The 17,324-nt window shown below is 68.0% G+C and carries 17 protein-coding genes; 4 read left to right on the forward strand and 13 right to left on the reverse strand.

Features of this window, described 5'->3' with window-relative positions; all coding sequences use genetic code 11:
- Positions 1-94 precede the first annotated feature (94 nt).
- Positions 95-985, forward strand: coding sequence for a LysR substrate-binding domain-containing protein (locus JWS14_RS15420; RefSeq protein WP_072936876.1), 891 nt, complete (start codon positions 95-97; stop codon positions 983-985).
- A gap of 81 nt (positions 986-1,066) precedes the next feature.
- Here JWS14_RS15420 and speB read toward each other — a convergent pair whose 3' ends face one another.
- Both speB and JWS14_RS15430 read right to left on the reverse strand, forming a co-directional pair.
- Positions 1,067-2,083 carry an agmatinase gene (gene speB, locus JWS14_RS15425; RefSeq protein ID WP_072936875.1) on the reverse strand — a complete coding sequence of 339 codons (1,017 nt, stop codon included), beginning with the start codon at positions 2,081-2,083 and terminating at the stop codon, positions 1,067-1,069.
- A 37-nt stretch (positions 2,084-2,120) separates the two neighbouring features.
- Entirely contained in the window at positions 2,121-3,500 is a 1,380-nt protein-coding gene (locus JWS14_RS15430; protein ID WP_072936874.1) for an MFS transporter, read from the reverse strand.
- A 163-nt stretch (positions 3,501-3,663) separates the two neighbouring features.
- On the opposite strand from JWS14_RS15430, the gene JWS14_RS15435 reads away from it, so the two are divergent.
- Positions 3,664-5,238, forward strand: a complete 1,575-nt coding sequence (locus JWS14_RS15435; RefSeq protein WP_206013689.1) for a PucR family transcriptional regulator — start codon at positions 3,664-3,666, stop codon at positions 5,236-5,238.
- Here the strand turns inward: JWS14_RS15435 and JWS14_RS15440 are convergent.
- Positions 5,201-6,040, reverse strand: a complete 840-nt coding sequence (locus JWS14_RS15440; RefSeq protein ID WP_206013690.1) for an HpcH/HpaI aldolase/citrate lyase family protein — start codon at positions 6,038-6,040, stop codon at positions 5,201-5,203. The two genes, JWS14_RS15435 and JWS14_RS15440, sit on opposite strands and share 38 nt — an antisense overlap.
- A gap of 43 nt (positions 6,041-6,083) precedes the next feature.
- A complete protein-coding gene (locus JWS14_RS15445; protein ID WP_072936868.1) occupies positions 6,084-7,532 on the reverse strand; it encodes an aspartate ammonia-lyase in 1,449 nt (482 codons plus the stop codon).
- A 235-nt stretch (positions 7,533-7,767) separates the two neighbouring features.
- On the opposite strand from JWS14_RS15445, the gene JWS14_RS15450 reads away from it, so the two are divergent.
- Positions 7,768-8,418 (forward strand): GntR family transcriptional regulator, encoded by a 651-nt coding sequence (locus JWS14_RS15450; protein ID WP_124394783.1) that lies wholly within the window; start codon positions 7,768-7,770, stop codon positions 8,416-8,418.
- Between the two features lie 46 nt (positions 8,419-8,464).
- Here JWS14_RS15450 and JWS14_RS15455 read toward each other — a convergent pair whose 3' ends face one another.
- From JWS14_RS15455 to JWS14_RS15465, 3 genes are all read right to left on the reverse strand, one after another.
- The gene (locus JWS14_RS15455) at positions 8,465-9,667 is read right to left on the reverse strand and encodes a cytochrome P450 (protein WP_206016029.1); all 1,203 of its coding nucleotides are present in this window, start codon (positions 9,665-9,667) and stop codon (positions 8,465-8,467) included.
- A 29-nt stretch (positions 9,668-9,696) separates the two neighbouring features.
- A complete protein-coding gene (locus tag JWS14_RS15460) occupies positions 9,697-10,671 on the reverse strand; it encodes a PDR/VanB family oxidoreductase (RefSeq protein ID WP_206013691.1) in 975 nt (324 codons plus the stop codon).
- A gap of 98 nt (positions 10,672-10,769) precedes the next feature.
- Entirely contained in the window at positions 10,770-11,438 is a 669-nt protein-coding gene (locus tag JWS14_RS15465; protein ID WP_072936865.1) for a TetR/AcrR family transcriptional regulator, read from the reverse strand.
- Between the two features lie 105 nt (positions 11,439-11,543).
- Between JWS14_RS15465 and JWS14_RS15470 the strand changes: the two genes are divergently transcribed.
- A complete protein-coding gene (locus JWS14_RS15470) occupies positions 11,544-12,584 on the forward strand; it encodes an NAD(P)-dependent alcohol dehydrogenase (protein ID WP_241031350.1) in 1,041 nt (346 codons plus the stop codon).
- Position 12,585: 1 nt separating this feature from the next.
- Here JWS14_RS15470 and JWS14_RS15475 read toward each other — a convergent pair whose 3' ends face one another.
- The 6 genes from JWS14_RS15475 to JWS14_RS15500 all read right to left on the reverse strand — a co-directional run bounded on the left by JWS14_RS15475 (position 12,586) and on the right by JWS14_RS15500 (position 17,303).
- Complete coding sequence (locus JWS14_RS15475; RefSeq protein WP_167372198.1) at positions 12,586-12,741, reverse strand: hypothetical protein; 156 nt, start codon at positions 12,739-12,741, stop codon at positions 12,586-12,588.
- A gap of 76 nt (positions 12,742-12,817) precedes the next feature.
- Positions 12,818-13,570 carry an IclR family transcriptional regulator gene (locus JWS14_RS15480; RefSeq protein ID WP_206013692.1) on the reverse strand — a complete coding sequence of 251 codons (753 nt, stop codon included), beginning with the start codon at positions 13,568-13,570 and terminating at the stop codon, positions 12,818-12,820.
- Between the two features lie 27 nt (positions 13,571-13,597).
- A complete protein-coding gene (locus JWS14_RS15485; RefSeq protein WP_072936863.1) occupies positions 13,598-15,235 on the reverse strand; it encodes an ABC transporter permease in 1,638 nt (545 codons plus the stop codon).
- Positions 15,232-16,161, reverse strand: a complete 930-nt coding sequence (locus JWS14_RS15490) for an ABC transporter ATP-binding protein (RefSeq protein ID WP_072936862.1) — start codon at positions 16,159-16,161, stop codon at positions 15,232-15,234. Before JWS14_RS15490 ends, JWS14_RS15485 begins: the two co-directional genes overlap by 4 nt.
- An 8-nt stretch (positions 16,162-16,169) precedes the next feature.
- Complete coding sequence (locus JWS14_RS15495) at positions 16,170-16,874, reverse strand: TetR/AcrR family transcriptional regulator (RefSeq protein WP_072936861.1); 705 nt, start codon at positions 16,872-16,874, stop codon at positions 16,170-16,172.
- A gap of 48 nt (positions 16,875-16,922) precedes the next feature.
- Positions 16,923-17,303 carry a decarboxylase gene (locus tag JWS14_RS15500; protein WP_072936860.1) on the reverse strand — a complete coding sequence of 127 codons (381 nt, stop codon included), beginning with the start codon at positions 17,301-17,303 and terminating at the stop codon, positions 16,923-16,925.
- Between the last annotated feature and the right edge of the window lie 21 nt (positions 17,304-17,324).

Raw genomic sequence — 17,324 nt, forward strand, 5'->3', positions numbered from 1 at the left:
TGGTGTGCATCACTATGGCCGGGATTCCGTGTAGAGTCCAAGACTTAATTCAGCTTGTTTAGGTGATCCAGACACATAATCCCCGAGGAGCGTCATGGAACTCCGTCACCTGCACGCCTTCCTCGCGGTGGCCGAAGAACTGCATTTCGGGCGTGCCGCCGAGCGTCTCCATGTCGCGCAGTCCCCGCTCAGCCAGACCGTGCGGGCTCTCGAACGGGAACTGGGCACCGACCTGTTCGTCCGCACCACCCGCTCCGTGCGCCTCACGGCCGCGGGCGAGGCGCTGGTGGGTCCGGCCCGGACCATCGAGGCGCAGATCGGGATCGTGCGGGGCATCGCGCAGGCGGCGGCCGCCGGGGAGACCGGCCGCGTAACCGTCGGGTTCGGCGGCGCGGGCGGCTACACGGTGCTGTCGGTCCTCGCCCGCTCCCTCGCCGACGCCTACCCAGGCATCGAACTCGACCTTCGCCCGCAGATGTACTCCGGCGAGGTGCTCGACGCCCTCGCCCGCGGAACCCTCGACATGGGCATCGTCGGGCTGCCGGTCCCGCGGGGTTTCGCGACGCACACTGTGCTCGAGGAGGCACTGATGGTCGCGGTCCCGGCCGGCCACCGCCTCGTCGACGCCGGCGCGGTCGCGCCCGAGGCACTGGCGGGCGAACGGTTCGTGATCTATCCCGCCGAACACGGTTCCGTGGTCCGCGACGCCACGCTCGCGCTGTGCGCGGCGGCAGGATTCGCCCCTGTCGTCGCGCACGAGGCGCCCGACCCGTACAGCCTGCTCGCGATGGTCGGCGCCGGCGTCGGGGTGGCCGTCGTGGTCGATTCGACGGCAAACCTGACGATGGCCGGGGTCGAGTACCTTCCCATCGCGGGCGAGGCCCCGACCCTCCCGATCGCGATGGCCTGGCAGGACGCGAATCCGTCGCCCGCGGTGCAGACGGTCACCCGGGTGCTGCGTGAGGTAATCGGGGTTGTCGGGTAGCACGCCAGCCGTTCTGACCGCAGAAAGCGGTGCCCCGTTGCCGGGGCACCGCTTCGTCAGGTGCTGAGAAATTCAGGGCTCTCAGTAACTCGGCACCGATGCGCCGATGGCTTCGGCCGCCGCGGACACGGTGTCGCGCTGTGAACCCGCGACCATGAGCGACACGAGGTCGAATACCACGGTAGCGGCTGCGACACAGGTGATCTCGGCGTGATCGTAGGCCGGGGCCACCTCGACGACGTCGGCGCCGACGACGTTGAGCCCGGTCAGCTGGCGCAGCATCCGGAGTAGTTCGCGGGATGTCAGGCCACCTGCCTCCGGCGTGCCGGTTCCGGGGGCGAATGCGGGGTCGAGGACGTCGATGTCGATCGACACGTACACCGGGACGTCCCCGACGCGCCGGCGGACCACGTCGACGGCCGCCTCGATGCCCATCACGTCCAGATCGCCCGCGCGGATGATCCGGAATCCCATCCGCGCGTCGTCGTTCAGGTCGGCCTGGTCGTAGATCGGACCGCGGATTCCGACGTGGATGGAGTGGTCCTCGACGAGAAGACCCTCTTCGAACGCGCGCCGGAAGATCGTCCCGTGCGTCACCGGTGCGTTGAAGTAGGTGTCCCAGGTGTCGAGGTGAGCGTCGAAGTGCACCAGGGCAATCGGTCCGTGCTTGGCGTGCAGCGCCCGTAGGTTCGGCAGGGCGATCGTGTGGTCGCCGCCGATCGAGACGATCTTGCGGTCGCCGCCGCCGAGAATCTCGGAGGCGTGTGCCTCGATCTGCCGGCAGGCCTCGCCGATGTCGTACGGCGTCACTGTCACGTCACCGGCATCGACGACCTGCACTTCTTCGAGCGGTGCGACGCCGAGTTCGACGTGATAGCCGGGGCGCAGCGCACGCGCCGCCTGCCGGACGGCCATGGGGCCGAACCGGGCGCCGGGCCGGTACGACGTGCCGCCGTCGAAGGGGACACCGAGGATCGCGATGTCGTAGTCGTCGACCTCGTGGATGTCGGCGATGCGGGCGAACGTGCCCTTGCCGGCGTAGCGGGGAACCTGGGTTGCGGGCAGTGCACCGACGAGGGATTCTCTGGGCTGGGGCATGGCTGTCTCTCCTGTACTCGGGAAGGTTCTTGTCAGGTCAGGCGCGGGTCACGGGCGCCGGGTCGGGATCGGCGGACTTCTCTACTTCTGATTCGGTTTTCGACGCGGTGTCCGACAGCGACGCGCCGCGGGTCTCCGGTGCGAGGAAAATGGAGGCGACGAGTCCGACCAGGGTGACCACCGCGCCGATCATCAACGCCCCGCTGGCTCCGAACGTCACCAGCGCCATCGGCATCAGATAGGTGCCTGCGGCAGAGCCGATGCGGCTGATCGCCGTGCCCATACCGACCGCGGTGGCCCGAACCTCGGTGGGGAACAACTCGTTCGGGTAGACCACCTCGAGGAAGCTCGAGGCACCCGAGCTGATGGCGAACACCGCGAGTGCGAGGAAGAAGATCTTCGCCGAGACGTCGGGAATCAGCGCGGGCACGGCGAGGGCGACGACGATGATCGCGAACGACCCGATCAGCAACTTCCGGCGGCCGATCTTCTCGACCAGCCACAGTCCGGGGATGCCGCCGACCACGAACAGGATCGCGATGAGGAGCGAGCCGCCGTACAGGTTGGCGTCGCCGTACAGCCCGAAGGACTCGAGAAGGTCGGGGGCGAACGTGTACACCGCGAATAACGGGATCACCTGGGCCGTCCAGAAGATCGCCACGAAGATGGTGCGTCGCAGGTAGGGCTTCTGGAAGACCCGGAAGAAGGACGTGCTGACGACGGGTTCCTCGGGAAGGTCGGCGACGCCGTACTGCTCGCCGAAGACGCGTTTGATGGACGCGTCGGCCTCCGCCATCCGCCCCTTGCTCATCAGCCAGCGGGGAGACTCCGGGGTGCCCATCCGGGCGAGCAGCGTGATGATCGCGAAGATCGCCGGGCTCGCCAGCAGGAAGCGCCACGCGTCGGGTCCGAGGCCTCTCGCGAAGAAACCGACCACGTACGCGGCCGCGGCGCCAACGGCCCACACCACGAACATGGCACCCAGCAGTCGGCCACGCTGCCGTTTCGGCAGGAACTCGGCGAGCAGCGACGTGGCGATCGGATAGTCGGCGCCGATGGCGACACCCAGCAGGAACCGCAGCAGGATGACCTGCCAGGCCTCACCGCAGAACGCGGAGAGGACGGAGAACACGGCGAGCGCGACGAGGTCGGCGATGTACATGACGTGCCGGCCGATCTTGTCCGTCACGTACCCGAACACACCGCCGCCGACGAAGATACCGACCAGACTGGCCGCGCCGATGAGACCGATCTCGGTTGCGCTGAGTTCCATGGCCGGTTCGAGGGTGATCAGCGCGACGCCGATGATCGACAACGCGAAGCCGTCGATGAACGGCCCGCCGGAGGAGAACGCTGTCAGCTTCTTGTGGAAGGAGGTCAACGGTGCATCGTCTATGAGATGACCGGTTCTAGTCATTGGGGCTCCTGGACTGGATCAAGTGCGGGTGCTGCCGGTTGTGACGTCCAACACAGACTGCCTGGCCGTTCCGGCGCAGCACGAGTAGCCAATGCGCAAAACCGGTGGTTACGCTTTATTCGATCGCACAAACGTGATTGGGCATTGACGCAGAGGAGGCTCCGTGGCTGTCACCGTCGGTGAGCTGGTGGAGATCCCGCACCTGCGCCTGGAGGTGTATTCCGGGGCGTCCGGTCTCGGTCGCGAGGTCTCCTGGACCCACACCTCCGACCTGCCCGAACCGTGGCGATGGGTCACCGGCGGCGAGTTCCTGATGACCAACGGCATGTCGTTCCCGAAGTCGGCGAAGGAGCAGGCCGACCTGGTCCGGCACCTCGCGGCCGCCGGAGTAGCCGGGCTGGGCATCGGCGAGAACATGTACTGCCCGCGCCTGACGGCGGCATTCACACGCACCAGCGACGAACTGGGCTTCCCGGTCCTGTGGATCCGATACCCACTCCCCTTCGTCGCCATTTCCCGGTCGGTGGCCGAAGCCACCCTCGTCGACCAGTCGCATCGCCTCGCTCGCACCGTCCGGATCTACGACCTGATCCGCAGGCACACCGCCCGCGGCGCCGCGCCCGCCGACCTTCTGTCTGCACTCGCGCGCGAACTGGGTTGCGAGATTCAGGTGTGCGACCGCGCCACCGGGGAGCCCTGGTTTCCGGGCACGACCCCGCTGGACCCGACGATCAGCGACGCCGTGGTGGCGTTGTCCGAGGCGTCGAAGAACGTGGCGGGCGGAGCGTACGGACTTCCGGCGGTCGGCGACCGGGCGGCGATGCTCACCGACATCCCCCGCCACGCGGGCGCCGCACTCGTCACGCTGAGCGATCCACGGGTCGGCGTCGACCCGATCCAACTCCAGCACGCTGCCACCGTGGTCGCCATCGAACTGTCGCAGACACAGTTGATGCTCGAACACGAACGCCGTTACGGTTCAGGGCTTCTCACCCAGATGCTCGAAGGACGCATGGACATCGCCGGGGTCACCGCCCAGCTCGCCGATCTCGGCTTGAAACCCGAGTCCGCCGTGTTGGTGGCGGCGCGCAGCGAAGAGCCGGAACGGATGCTCGAACTGCACAATTCGCTGTGGCGGCACACCCTTCCGTATCTGTGCCTGGTGCGCATGGGTACCGCGCACGTCCTCGTGCCGGACGGCCCGGGCACCGACTCCGTGCTGTCCCGCGCGCTGGGCCCGACCGCCCGCATCGGCATCAGCCGAACCCTCGGGTCCCTCGCACGTTTTCAGGATGCGGCCCGGGAGGCCCTGTGGGCACTGTCGATCGCCGAACGACGCGAGACGATCGTTTCCCGATACGGCAGCGCCGTCCCGTGGGTCGGGCTGTCGAGCGTGGCCGACGCACAAACCCTGGTGGACAGGATCCTGCGCCCGGTTCTGGACTACGACGAACAGCACAACTCGAGACTCGTCGAAACACTCGACGCGTTCCTGCAGAACCAGCGGTCGTGGCAGCAGACCGCGCAGGCGATGCACATTCACCGGCAGACCGTCATGTACCGCATCCGCAAGGTCGAGGCGCTGACGTCCCGCGACCTGGCGGACACCAATTCACTGTCCGAGCTCTGGCTCGCCGTGCGCGCTGCGGAACTGCTCTACACCCGCGACCGGGACTGGTCGGAGTCGACGGACGACAATCTCAGGCCGACACCGAGAAGACGTCGGCCAGGTGGGTGATTCGCAAGGCGCGAGCGAGTTTGGGGAGGTCGCTGCCGTCGGCGACGTTCTCGCCCTGTGCGCCGAGCTGTGCGATGACCTCGGTGGCCCAAGCCACGTCGGTGTGTTGCGGGGACAGTTCACGATTGACGGTTGCCGTGTCACCGGCACGCATGCAGAGCTTGCCGGTCATGCCCATCGTCCTGGTGACGGCCAAGGCGTCGGTGAGATCGGGTTCGCCCGTCAGGCACGGGCCGTCGATGGGACCGGAGATCCCGGCGGCGCGGCTGGCGACGACGAGTCGCCCCCGCGCGTACGCCAATGCGTCGGGGGCATCGCCCGCGCCGGTGTCCCGGCGGAAGTCGCCGGTGCCGAACGCTATTCGGGTCGTCGAGTCCGCCGAGGCGATTTCGAAGGCGAACTCCACGCCCCGCGCCGATTCGACCAGGGCGAGGATCGGCGTCTGCGGCAGCTCGGCGGCCGTGCGGTCGACGTGGTCCGCGGATTCGGTCTTGGCGAGCATCACGCCGCGCAGGCCGGGGAGCCCGCGGATCGCGTCCAGATCATCGGCCCAGTCCGCGGTGGTGACATTGTTGATGCGCACCCACCCAGCACCCCCACCGGCGAGGAAGCCGGCCACATGGTCGCGGGCCCGCGTTTTCGAGGCCGGAACGACGCCGTCCTCGAGGTCGAAGATGACTGCGTCGGCCGCCGAGTTCGTGGCTGCGGCGAACTCTTCCGGGCGCGAGCCCGCGACCAGGAGCCAGGAGCGCGCATGTGTCGCGGGGACTGCGACGGCCTGTGCCGGAGATGTGAGGGTCATCCGATTCTCGTTTCTCTCGATAGTGCGGGGTGGGATGCGTCGATCAGTGCGCGGCGACACCGGTGACGGGGTCGAGCGCGGCGAATTCGCGGTCCACGGTGGGCGCGGTGAGCAGGCCGGCGAGCCGACGGGGCGACAGGATGTCGTCGACCTGCGCCTGGGTGAGCAGACCGTCGTCGACGGCGAGGTCGCCGACGTAGGCGCCGGTCGCCAGGGCCCGCTTGGCGATGTCCGCGCTGGCGGTGTACCCGATGAACGGCGAGAGCGCGGTGACGATGCCGATCGAGCGCCGCACCCCCCTCTCGAGGTGGTCGCGGTTGGCGGTGATCCCGTCGACGCACTTCACAGCCAGGGTGTCCGCTGCCGCGGCCAGGTGCGTCGTCGAGCGCAGCAAGCTGTAGACGATCACGGGTTCGAACGCGTTGAGCTGAAGTTGCCCACCCTCGGCGGCCATCGTGACCGTCAGATCGTTCCCGATCACCTCGAACGCGACCTGGTTGACCATTTCGGGGATGACCGGGTTGACCTTGCCGGGCATGATCGACGAACCGGCCTGGGCCGGAGGCAGATTGATCTCGCCGAGCCCCGCCGTCGGCCCTGAGGACGTGAGCCGCAGATCGTTGCACGTCTTGGACAGTTTCACGGCGACACGTTTGAGGATGCCGGAGACCTGGACGAATGCTCCGCAATCCTGGGTGGCCTCGATGAGATTGCCTGCCGGGACGACCGGTTCACCGGTCAACTCACGCAAGTAGTTGCAGGCGAGCGCGGAGTACTCGGGATGGCCGTTGATCCCGGTGCCGATGGCGGTGCCACCGAGGTTGGATTCCAACAGCAGAAGCGCTCCCTCGGAGAGCCGGGCGCAGTCCTCGTTCAACATGATCGAGTAGGCCGCGAACTCCTGACCCAGGGTCATCGGTACCGCGTCCTGCAGTTGGGTCCGACCCATCTTGACGATGTCGTCGAATTCGATCGACTTGCGCTCGAACGACTCCGCGAGCAGGCCGAGCGAAGCGATCAACCGCCGGAGATGCTCGACCAGCGCCAGCTTGATCGCGGTCGGATACACGTCGTTGGTGGACTGCCCCAGGTTCACATGGGTGAGGGGGTCGAGTTCGGTGTAGGCGCCGCGTCCGAACCCCAGGATCTCGAGAGCACGATTCGCAATGACCTCGTTGGCGTTCATGTTCGACGAGGTACCCGCACCGCCCTGGATCGGGTCGATCGGAAACTGGTCGAACAGCGCCCCGCCGCGGATCTCCGCGCACGCGGCCACAATGGCATCGGCGCGCCGGTCATCGATGAGACCCAGGTCCCGGTTCGCTTGGCAGGCAGCCTGTTTCACTGTCGCCAGCGATGCAACCAGCGCCGGGTACTGACCGATCGCTGACCCGGTGATCGCGAAATTCTCCATCGCGCGGGCGGTGTGGACGCCGTAGTACGCCCGCGCCGGTACCGCCAGATCTCCAATCGAGTCGTGCTCGATCCGCACATCGCACTCGCTCAACTTTTCCACCAACACCTATTCGCCGTTCTACTCGACAGGGTCTATGACGTCGATCGCCGCTCGTCGAACAGTACACCACATCCAATATATTGGTTTAGTGACGGAAGATGTTCACTGCGTCTTCACGGCTCGGCACTCGCCCACGCGGCCCCAGGAGCGTGCGGCCTGCAGAGTTACAGTATCCAGTATGTTGCGTGATAATCCGGTGGAGCGCCCTCGCATGAGCGACGTCGCGTTCGAGCGGATCTGCGACGCGATCGTCACCGGTGAACTCGCGCCCGGATCCAAGGTCAAAGACAGCGAACTGGCTGAACATCTGGGCTTGAGCCGGACCCCGGTCCGTGAGGCGCTTGCACGCCTGATCGACACCGGACTCGTCGAGGCCAAACCCGCCGCCTTCACCCGGATCACCCCGCTGAACCGCGCCGACGTCGAATCAACGCTCGCAGTGATGGAAGTTCTGGACCAGCTGGCCGTGAAGACGGGGGTTCCCAACCTCACCGACGACATGATCGCCGTGATGCGCAGCGCCAACGACGACCTCGCGCAGGCGATCAAGGCCAACGACATCGGTGCCGCCCTCGCCGCGGACGACACCCTTCACGGCATCATCGTCGAGGCGGCCGCCAACCCACTGCTCAAGCGGCTCATGCACCAGGTGCACCCGCAGATCCACCGGATCTACTACCGCAAGTTCTCCAGCCTCCGCGGCTGGCAGGACGCCATCGAACACCACGACAAACTGATCGCCCTGTGCGCAACCCGGGACGGCGAAGCGGCGGCCGAAGTGTCCTCGCAGCACCGGCGATTCCTGGGCGGTCTGATCGGCGAACTCTTCGACATCGACGAGTCCGCCTCCGACACGTCGTAACCAGCTACAACAGACCGAACTCCTGTCAATACATACGTACGTATGGTCAGGCGAGCCGCACCCGCACCGGCACCGATTCCCACGACCGCAGCGTGTTGTTGAGGTGACGGCGCACCGGCCCGGCGATCTCCAGCGACTCCACCCGGGATGCCAGCGCCGTCAGCAACGCCTCCGATTCGAGGCGGGCGACATGCTGGCCGACGCACTGGTGGATGCCCATCCCGTACCCCACGTGCCCGGACGGATTCCGGCCGAGATCGAACGCGTCCGGATTGTCCCACCTGCGCGGATCACGGTTCGCGGCGCCGAGGAACATCAGAATCTTCCTGCCGTCGGGGATCACCGTGCCGCCGATCTCGGTGTCACGCGTGGCCGTGCGGAAGAACGTCTGGACCGGTGACTCCCACCGCACGGCCTCGTCGAACGCCGTCCGGGCCAGCGTGCGATTCTCGCGCAGCCTCGCCCACTGCTCCGGATGCCGCGCGAACGCGTAGAGCACGGCCGCGAGCCCGTTGACCGTGGTGTCCACTCCTGCCGTCAGCAGCGAGCGCACGGCGAGCGGCGCCTGCTCGTACGTGATGTCGCCTCGGTCCGCCGCCGCCCAGATCTGCGCACCGAAGCCGTCGCCGGTGAGCGCGTCGCGCGCGCACTGCTCGTTGACCCAGCCGGACAGTTCGGCTACCCGGGGCGCCCCCTTCTCCACCAGGCTGTTGAGCGGACCGAAACTGTTGAAGGCGTGGTCCCCGTACGGCAGCAGGTTCTCCCGTCCGGTGCCGGAGATGCCGACGGCATCCGGGAAGACCCGCAGCGGGAACGCGGCAGCGAGGTCGGTGACCGCGTCGAATTCGGTTGTGTTAGAGAGCAACTGGTCGACAAGGATGTCTGCGTCCCGAATCCACGACGCCCTGAGCTTCTGCAGTGCGCGCGGACCCAGAATTTTGCTCAGCACCGCCCGCGGGGCGTCGTGGTGCGGCGGGTCGGCCTCGAGCAGGATGCTCGGGGGCCGCCACGGGGTCTCGTACCGGAAGTTGCTCAACCCGACCCCGGCGGCGGAGTGGAACGACTGCCAGTCGGTCAGCGCGGCATGGACCTGCTCGTAGCGACCGAGCGCGAAGACGTCGTAGCGCCGCAGGTACACGACCGGGCCCGCATCCCGCAGGTCCGCCTGGAACGGCAACGGGTCCTGCAGGACGTCGAGGGCGAACGGGTCGGCGTCGCTGACGGGCAACGCGGGGGCGGGGGCGAACATCGTCACGGGAAATCCCTTCGCTGGGTGTGTCAGAGATCGAGCACGAGACGGTCGGAGCACGACCGTGAGACGCAGATGAGCATGCAGTCGCCTGCGGATCGCTCGTCGTCATCGAGGACGGAATCGCGGTGGTCGGGGGCGCCGGCAAGGACGGTCGTCTCGCAGGTCCCGCACGTGCCCTCGCGGCACGAGGACAGGACGTTGACCCCGGCCGCCTGCACCGCGTCGAGGACGCTGGCGCCGGGAGTCACCGTCACCGCGAGGCCGGAGCGCGCGAGTTCCACCTCGAACGGTACGTCGCGCAGCGGTGCGCCCCGGTCCTGCGGCACGAAACGCTCGGTCCGTAGCGAGCCCACACGCCAGTCGGCGCAACAGCTTTCGACGGCCGCGAGCAGCGGCCCGGGTCCGCACACGTAGACCTTCGTCTCGGCGGCGGCCGCGGCGGCGAGATACGCGGGCAGGTCGGGGTGGCCCTGCTCGTCCCGGGGCACGACGACCACCCGGTCGCCGTAGCCGGCGAGTTCGTCCCGGAACGCCATGGACGTCCGGGAGCGGCCGCCGTACAGGAGTTGCCACTCGACTCCCATCAGTTCCACCTGGCGGATCATCGGCAGCAGCGGAGTGATTCCGATACCGCCGGCGATGAACAGGTACCTCGGCGCGGGGGCGAGCTGGAAGTTGTTGCGCGGGCCGCCGACCCCGAGGACGTCGCCCTCGGCCAGTTCGTCGTGGACGTACGCGGACCCGCCGCGGCCGGCGGGTTCCCGCAGCACCCCGACCCGGTAGGTGTGCGCGTCCCAACGGTCACCGCACAGCGAGTACTGGCGGGTCAGCCCGTTCGGGAGCATCAGGTCGATGTGGGCGCCGGGCGCCCAGTCCGGCAGCCGCCGGCCGTCCGGGTGCCGCAAGGTCAGCGCTACGACACCCTCCGCGACAACCTCTTTGGCGACAACTCGCAGCGCCGCGTCCGCTGGCGCACCGGAAGAAACCGGGTTCTGTGGCATCTCGACTCCTCGATCTCGCGTTTGTTCGAGGATCTTCCGAGCAGGGGCCGAGCCGCCAGAGCATTTTCAATAGTTGAAAGTCGAGGCCGCAACCGAGGTCACTCCCCCAGGCGAATTTCCGGTGCCGTCACACGCTCGAGTCCGTCCAGAACGAGATCCAGCCCGTACTCGTACTCGTCGCCGAAGTCGTAGCCGGGAGCCATCGCGTGCTCCGTCACGAACTCGGTGAGGTGGGGGTACTCGTCGGCCCGGACACTCGCCAGGATCGCCTCCGCCACGTCGGCGAGTTCGCCGGAGGAGCCGAACGGCAGACTCGCCTCCTGCATCGCGAACCCGTAGATATAGCTGTCCAGCACCGAGAAGGCGTGCGCGGCAAGCTCGATGGAGAATCCCGCTGCCCGCAGAATCCCCAGCACCGCGTCGTGGTGGCGGAGCGTCGCGGGACCGGGCGTCGCGCGGGACTCCATCAGAACGGTGGCCCAGCGGTGCCGAGCGAGCACGTCGCGTGCGGAGATCGCCCGCCGGCGCATCGCGGTCTTCCAATCGAGCCCGGTCTGCGGCAGGTCGATCTCGCCGAAGACGACGTCGACCATGCCGTCGAGGAGGTCGGGCTTGTTCTTCACGTGGCGGTACAGCGACATCGCCTCCACCCCGAGCGCCTGCGCGATCCGGCGCATCGTGAGCGCGTCGACACCGCTGTCGTCGGCAAGGTCGACGGCGGCGCGCAGGACGCGCTCCCGGGTCAGGGGAACACGGAGTTCCGTCATCGCTCATCCTCCATCGGGACAGTTAAACGTTGTACGCATCAGGCTTACATTGTAAGCGTACGCTGTAAGCAGATGGCCGATCACTCTCCGAACGGAGCCCCGACAATGGAGTCACCGACCGAACCCGAACGCCCCACTTCCGCGTCCGAGCACCAACGCGGCACGATGAAGGCCGTCGTCCGGGACGTCTACGGGCCGCCCGAGATCCTCGAACTGCGGGACGTCGCGATACCCGTTCCTGCCGCCGAACAGGTGCTGGTCCGAGTGCACGCGGCGGGAGTCGATCGCGGCGTGGCGCACCTCGTGACCGGACTCCCGTACCCGTTGCGCCTCGCCGGGTACGGCCTCCGCAGGCCCAAGGTCGCCGTTCCCGGGATGGACCTCGCCGGGCGCGTCGAAGCGGTCGGCCCCGGCGTCACCGGATTCCGGCCCGGCGACGACGTCTTCGGCATCGGCACCGGGACGTTCGCGGAGTACGCGTGCGCGCCCGCGGCCAAACTCGCGCACAAGCCGGCCGACCTGACGTTCGAGCAGGCCGCGGCGATCGCGATCTCCGGGCTCACGGCGCTGCAGGCGGTACGCGACCACGGCAGGGTCGCGGCGGGGCAGTCGGTGCTGATCCTCGGCGCCTCCGGCGGTGTGGGCACGTTCGCCGTGCAGATCGCCAAGGCGTACGGCGCGGAGGTCACCGGCGTGTGCAGCACCGCGAAGGTCGACCTGGTCCGGTCGACCGGCACCGATCACGTCGTCGACTACGCAACCGACGACGTCACCCGGCTCGGACGACGCTACGACGTCGTCCTCGACATCGGCGGCAACACGTCGCTGTCGCGGCTGCGCCGGGTCCTCACTCCGCGCGGGAGACTCGTCATCGTCGGCGGCGAAACGGACGGACGGTGGCTGGGCGGCACGGATCGCCAACTCCGCGCGCTGGCGCTGTCCCCCTTCTCGAGTCGGACGCTGTGCGCGTTCGTCTCGAAGGAGGACGGCACCGACCTGCGCGTGCTCCGCGACCTCGTCGAGTCGGGAGACGTCACACCGGTCGTCGAGCGGACGTACCCGCTGGGCGAGGCCACCACGGCCCTCCGTCGCCTCGTCGACGGGCAGGTGCGCGGAAAAGTCGTGCTCGCCGTGTCTGCCGACTGAGTCAGGTGGTGTGTGCCCGTCGGCTGATGTCCTTGTCGACCGCGGTGGCGATGTCGTGCACGAGCCGGGAATGCCAGTGTTTGTGGGCCTCGAGATCCGCGGTGAGGGCGTGGCAGTCCGGGCATTCCAGGGGGCTGGGTTGTGCGGTGCTTTCCATGGCGCTGCGCTTTCCGGGAGAAGTGGTTCCGATTCCACCGTGGCACGGGCGGGTCGGATAGTCCACCGCGGAGGGCCTACTTCGACGCGGTCGTCATCACCCGGGTGATGCCCTTCGCGGCCGCCTGCAGCGCGGGGATCTGCGCGTACGCCTTCTCGTCGTTCGGCACGACGACCGACAGCGCGGCGATCACCTTGCCGGTGCCGTCCCGCACCGGAACCGCGACACCCGTCGTGTCCGGGTACAGGTGACCGGCACAGAGGATGTAGCCGTGCCGGCGCACGTCCGCCAGCACACCCCGCAACTGTCGTGGGGTACGAATCGTCTTGTCGGTGAACACCTTCAACGGCGCCCCGAGGATCCGTTCCTGCAGCTCCGACGGTCCGTGCGCGAGCAGGATCAGCCCGGACGAAGAGACGTGCAGCGGCATCCGGCCGGCGATGCGCGTGTAGTTGACGACGGCTCCCGGCGCCGTGAGTCGCTCGATGAACAACACCTCGTCGCCTTCGAGGACACCGAGTTGCGTGTGCTGCCCGACGACGGCGTGTAGGTCCTCCATGAACGGCATCGCCGCTTCCCTGAGCCCGAGGGTCGGGGACGCCCGCGACGCGACCTCCCACAGGCGCACCCCGATCCGCACCTTCCGGTCCTCACGCTCGAGCCAGCCGCATCCCACCAGTTCGTCGATCAGCCGCGACGTCGTGGAGATGTGGAGACCGGACCGCCGGGCGATCTCGGACACCGTGAGCAGCGAATCGTCGGAACGGAACGATTCGACGATCCGCACCGTCCGGGCCAGGACGGACTCGCCGGTGTGCACACGTGCCATGCCTTCAGTGTGCACACCGGCCGGGGATCAGCGCAGATCGCGCCGCCGGAACGCCGCCACACCCACCACGATCAGCGCGGCCGTGATCAGCAGCAGCCACCCGATCGGCGCCCATTCGAACTGGCCGCCCGGCAGCTTCGGAGCGTGGCTGAACGGTTCGAGATTCAGTACCGCCTGCGGGAACTGCGCGATCGACCCCACCATGAAGATCAGCAGGAACGCGACGAGCACTCCCCACGCCACCGGCGTGAACCGCGGAACGACACCGAACAGCAGGACCGTCACTCCGGCCAGCATCCAGATCGCGGGAAGCTGCACGAGCGCCGCCCCGACCACGCCGGGCAGGGCCCCACCCACGTCGCCGACGGACGCGCCGTAGGTGAGCCCGCCGGCCACCCCGGCCACCACCATCGCGACCGCCGGACCCAGCAACGCGAACAGGATGTGGCTCGACGCCCACCGGACCCGGCCGACGGAACCGGCGGTCACGGGCTCGAGACGCTGAGCGTTCTCCTCCGAGTACAACCGCAACGACGCGGAGATCGCGTAGGCCGCGGCCGCGATGGCGAGCATGGTGAACGCGTAGCCGATGAACGATTCCTCCAGCGACTGCGACCCACCCATCCGCAGGATGATGTCGCGGATCGTCTGACTGTTGCCGACCTGGCCGCCGACGCCGTTCGCGGCGCTGCCGATCAGCAGTCCGTACAGTCCGAGCCCGGCGGTCCAGGCCGCGAGTGTGCCGCGGTGCATCCGCCACGCAAGCCCGAGGGTTCCGGCGAGCGCAGGCGATGCGTCGGTGGGACCGGGCCGTTCGGCGATCAGGCCGGCGCCGACATCGCGACGGCGCAGGAGAGCGTATGCCGCCCAGGTGAGTACGGCCGCCGTAACCAGGCTGGGGATAACGACCCACCAGCGTTCGTCGGCATACGGACGGATCTGCAAGGCCCAGCCGAGCGGCGAGAACCACGACAGGGTGCCGCTGCCGGCGTCACCGACCGCGCGCAACGCGAACGCGACGCCCAGCACCGTCAACGCGATGCCGCGCGCGACGCGGGCGCCGGTGCTCACCTGGGCCGCAACGGCCGCCACCGCCGTGAACACCAGACCGGAGCAGGCCAGCGACGTCCCGAAGGCCACCGAGCCGCCCACCGGGAGGTCGCGGGCGAGTAACGCTGCCGCACAGAGAATCCCGGTGATGACGGAGGCACCACCGGCGAGGATCAGCGCCGCGGTCAGACCTGAATACCGTCCGACGGCGGTGGAGTCGAGAAGCTCGGCCCGGCCGGTCTCTTCCTCGGCGCGGGTGTGCCGGATGACGGTCAGGATCACCACCAGCCCGATCAGCGTGTAGTAGATGCCGGCCTTCCAGACCCCCACCGAACCGAGGCTGGAGTTGAAGATCGGCCCGTACATGGCGATCTGCGCGGGGCTGGCCGCCGTGGTGGCCGCGAACTCCGCCAGGTCGGCCGGCGAGGTGTAGATGTCGGCGATGCTCGTGACGTACAGCGCGGGCGCGAACGCGAAGATCAGCACCCACAGGGGCAGCGCGATCCGGTCCCGGCGCAGGAACAACCGCAGAAAGTGCAGCGTCCCCGTGAAATCCGAGGAAGATACCGGCGCCGGTTCCACGGGCCGGAACCGGGGCACCGTCGCGGTAGTCATGCCCGCACCTTCTCCACCGTGTCGGACGACGCCGTCGGGCCGTCGTCGATCTCGTAGTGCCGCAGGAAGAGTTCTTCGAGGGTCGGGGGCTTGCTGACGAGGCTCCGCACCCCCGTGTCGCCGAGCACCCGGATGAGTTCGCCGAGATGCTCGCTGTCGACCTGGCAGTGCAGCGTCGTCCCGTCGAACTGGATGTCCGCCACGCCGTCGATGCGACTCAGATCGCCGGGATCACCGAGAAGTTCGGCAGTGATCGACGTTCGGCTGAGGTGCCGCATCGACGCCAGTGTCCCGGATTCGACGGTCCGCCCCGACCTGATGATGGTGACCCGCTCGCACAGCGCCTCCACCTCGGACAGGATGTGACTGGATAGCAGCACCGTCACCCCGCGGTCGCGGGCCTCGCCCACGCACTCACGGAACACCTGCTCCATCAACGGATCCAGCCCCGACGTCGGCTCGTCGAGCAGCAGCAGGCGGGCGTCGGACGAAAACGCCGACACCAGGGCCACCTTCTGCCGATTGCCCTTCGAATACGCTCGCCCCTTCTTCCGCGGGTCGAGGTCGAAACGCTCGATCAGATCCTTCTTGCGGGTCTCGTCCAGTCCGCCGCGCATCCGCGCGAGGAGGTCGATGGTCTCGCCGCCGGACAACGACGGCCACAGTGTCACGTCGCCGGGGACGTAGGCCATGTCGAGGTGCAGTGCGACGGCGTCGCGCCACGGATCGCGGCCGAACACGGTGGCCTCACCGCTGTCGGGGTGCAGGCTGCCGAGGAGGACGCGGATGGTGGTGGACTTGCCTGCCCCGTTCGGCCCGAGGAATCCATGCACTTCCCCTTCGCCGACCTCGAGGTCGAGTCCGTCCAGCGCCCGGGTTCGTCCGAACGTCTTCACCAGGTTGCGCACTTCGATGATCGCGCTCATAGCTGCTCCTAGTTCGGGGAGTCGGTATGTTCTGGGGGTGCCGCACCCGCCTGCGCGGCGCCGTCTTCGGTGGCCAGATATGCCTCGAGCATCGACGAATCCGGCAGCAGACCCTCGGTGTACATCTCGAGGGCGGGCAGCGTGACGTCGGTGGCGAGGTCGCGGATGGCGGTGGCGTAATCGAGCGGAACTTCCTTGTCGGCGCGCATCTGCAGGTAGAGCAGCATCGCGCCGACGTTGTAGAGGGTCAGGTAGCGGGCCCGCGCCGCCGGGTTGCGGCTGGGCCGGACACTTCCGGTCGCCACTCCCAGTTCGAGGTACTGCGTGGTGTCTTCCACCATGTGCTCGAAGAGGGATTCGCCGAGACCTCCGCCCGCCTGGAAACTCCGCACGATGTACGCGACGAGCGGGGCGTACTGCTCGATGTCGGCGAGAGCCTGCATGGCTCCCGCCGGTCCGGGCGTCGAGATGGCCTCCGCCTTCTGTTCCCGGATGATCCGCAGAACGTGCTCGTCGCATTCGGCGCGCAGACCGTCCTTCGAACCGAAATGATGGATGACCAGGCCGGGTGACACCCCGGCGGCAGTGGCGATCGCCCGCACTCCAGTGCCGAAACCGTGATTGCCGAACACCGTGATGGCCGCGTCGCGCACTCGGGCGCGGGTGGTCATGTCGGGTTGCGGGACCCCGGAAGCGGCACTGGTTGAACGCATGTTTAGTACGCTAAACGCACGTTCAACCGGGCGCAAGGGGTGACGGCGTCAAGATTTCGTCAAGGCGGAAACAGCCGGGCGCCCGGTGAACACGACACTCGGGCGGGGGAACCGGTTCCGGGCGCAGGCCTCGTCCAGGGCTTCGTCGACGGCCTCGCGCAGATCGACCCGATCCGCGTCCGCCAGGACCAGCTCCGTCAGGATCACCCCGTAGTCGCGCCGGACCTGTTCCATCAGCGCGATCGCGTCGTCGATGGCTTCGGAATCCGCGGCGCAGCGAAAACCGACGAGCCGCGGTTGCGGCTGTTCCGTCACTGCGCGCAGCGCATCCTCGATGCCCGGGCCGGTCGCACCGAGGACCGACAGGTCGAGCAGCGTGTTCTGGCGCGACTGCTCGTGCGCGAACAGATGGGGAAGATGAAGCGTCATCGGAACCTCCTCGATCCGTCG

The organism is Rhodococcus koreensis, from assembly GCF_017068375.1.
Lineage (GTDB): Bacteria > Actinomycetota > Actinomycetes > Mycobacteriales > Mycobacteriaceae > Rhodococcus_F > Rhodococcus_F koreensis.

What these genes read in the sequence shown, in the direction of transcription:
- JWS14_RS15420 (WP_072936876.1), top strand. Translation starts at nt 95, where the DNA reads ATGGAACTCCGTCACCTGCACGCCTTCCTCGCGGTGGCCGAAGAACTG.
- speB (WP_072936875.1), bottom strand. Translation starts at nt 2,083, where the DNA reads ATGCCCCAGCCCAGAGAATCCCTCGTCGGTGCACTGCCCGCAACCCAG.
- JWS14_RS15430 (WP_072936874.1), bottom strand. Translation starts at nt 3,500, where the DNA reads ATGACTAGAACCGGTCATCTCATAGACGATGCACCGTTGACCTCCTTC.
- JWS14_RS15440 (WP_206013690.1), bottom strand. Translation starts at nt 6,040, where the DNA reads ATGACCCTCACATCTCCGGCACAGGCCGTCGCAGTCCCCGCGACACAT.
- JWS14_RS15450 (WP_124394783.1), top strand. Translation starts at nt 7,768, where the DNA reads ATGAGCGACGTCGCGTTCGAGCGGATCTGCGACGCGATCGTCACCGGT.
- JWS14_RS15455 (WP_206016029.1), bottom strand. Translation starts at nt 9,667, where the DNA reads ATGTTCGCCCCCGCCCCCGCGTTGCCCGTCAGCGACGCCGACCCGTTC.
- JWS14_RS15460 (WP_206013691.1), bottom strand. Translation starts at nt 10,671, where the DNA reads ATGCCACAGAACCCGGTTTCTTCCGGTGCGCCAGCGGACGCGGCGCTG.
- JWS14_RS15465 (WP_072936865.1), bottom strand. Translation starts at nt 11,438, where the DNA reads ATGACGGAACTCCGTGTTCCCCTGACCCGGGAGCGCGTCCTGCGCGCC.
- JWS14_RS15470 (WP_241031350.1), top strand. Translation starts at nt 11,544, where the DNA reads ATGGAGTCACCGACCGAACCCGAACGCCCCACTTCCGCGTCCGAGCAC.
- JWS14_RS15475 (WP_167372198.1), bottom strand. Translation starts at nt 12,741, where the DNA reads ATGGAAAGCACCGCACAACCCAGCCCCCTGGAATGCCCGGACTGCCAC.
- JWS14_RS15480 (WP_206013692.1), bottom strand. Translation starts at nt 13,570, where the DNA reads ATGGCACGTGTGCACACCGGCGAGTCCGTCCTGGCCCGGACGGTGCGG.
- JWS14_RS15485 (WP_072936863.1), bottom strand. Translation starts at nt 15,235, where the DNA reads ATGACTACCGCGACGGTGCCCCGGTTCCGGCCCGTGGAACCGGCGCCG.
- JWS14_RS15490 (WP_072936862.1), bottom strand. Translation starts at nt 16,161, where the DNA reads ATGAGCGCGATCATCGAAGTGCGCAACCTGGTGAAGACGTTCGGACGA.
- JWS14_RS15495 (WP_072936861.1), bottom strand. Translation starts at nt 16,874, where the DNA reads ATGCGTTCAACCAGTGCCGCTTCCGGGGTCCCGCAACCCGACATGACC.
- JWS14_RS15500 (WP_072936860.1), bottom strand. Translation starts at nt 17,303, where the DNA reads ATGACGCTTCATCTTCCCCATCTGTTCGCGCACGAGCAGTCGCGCCAG.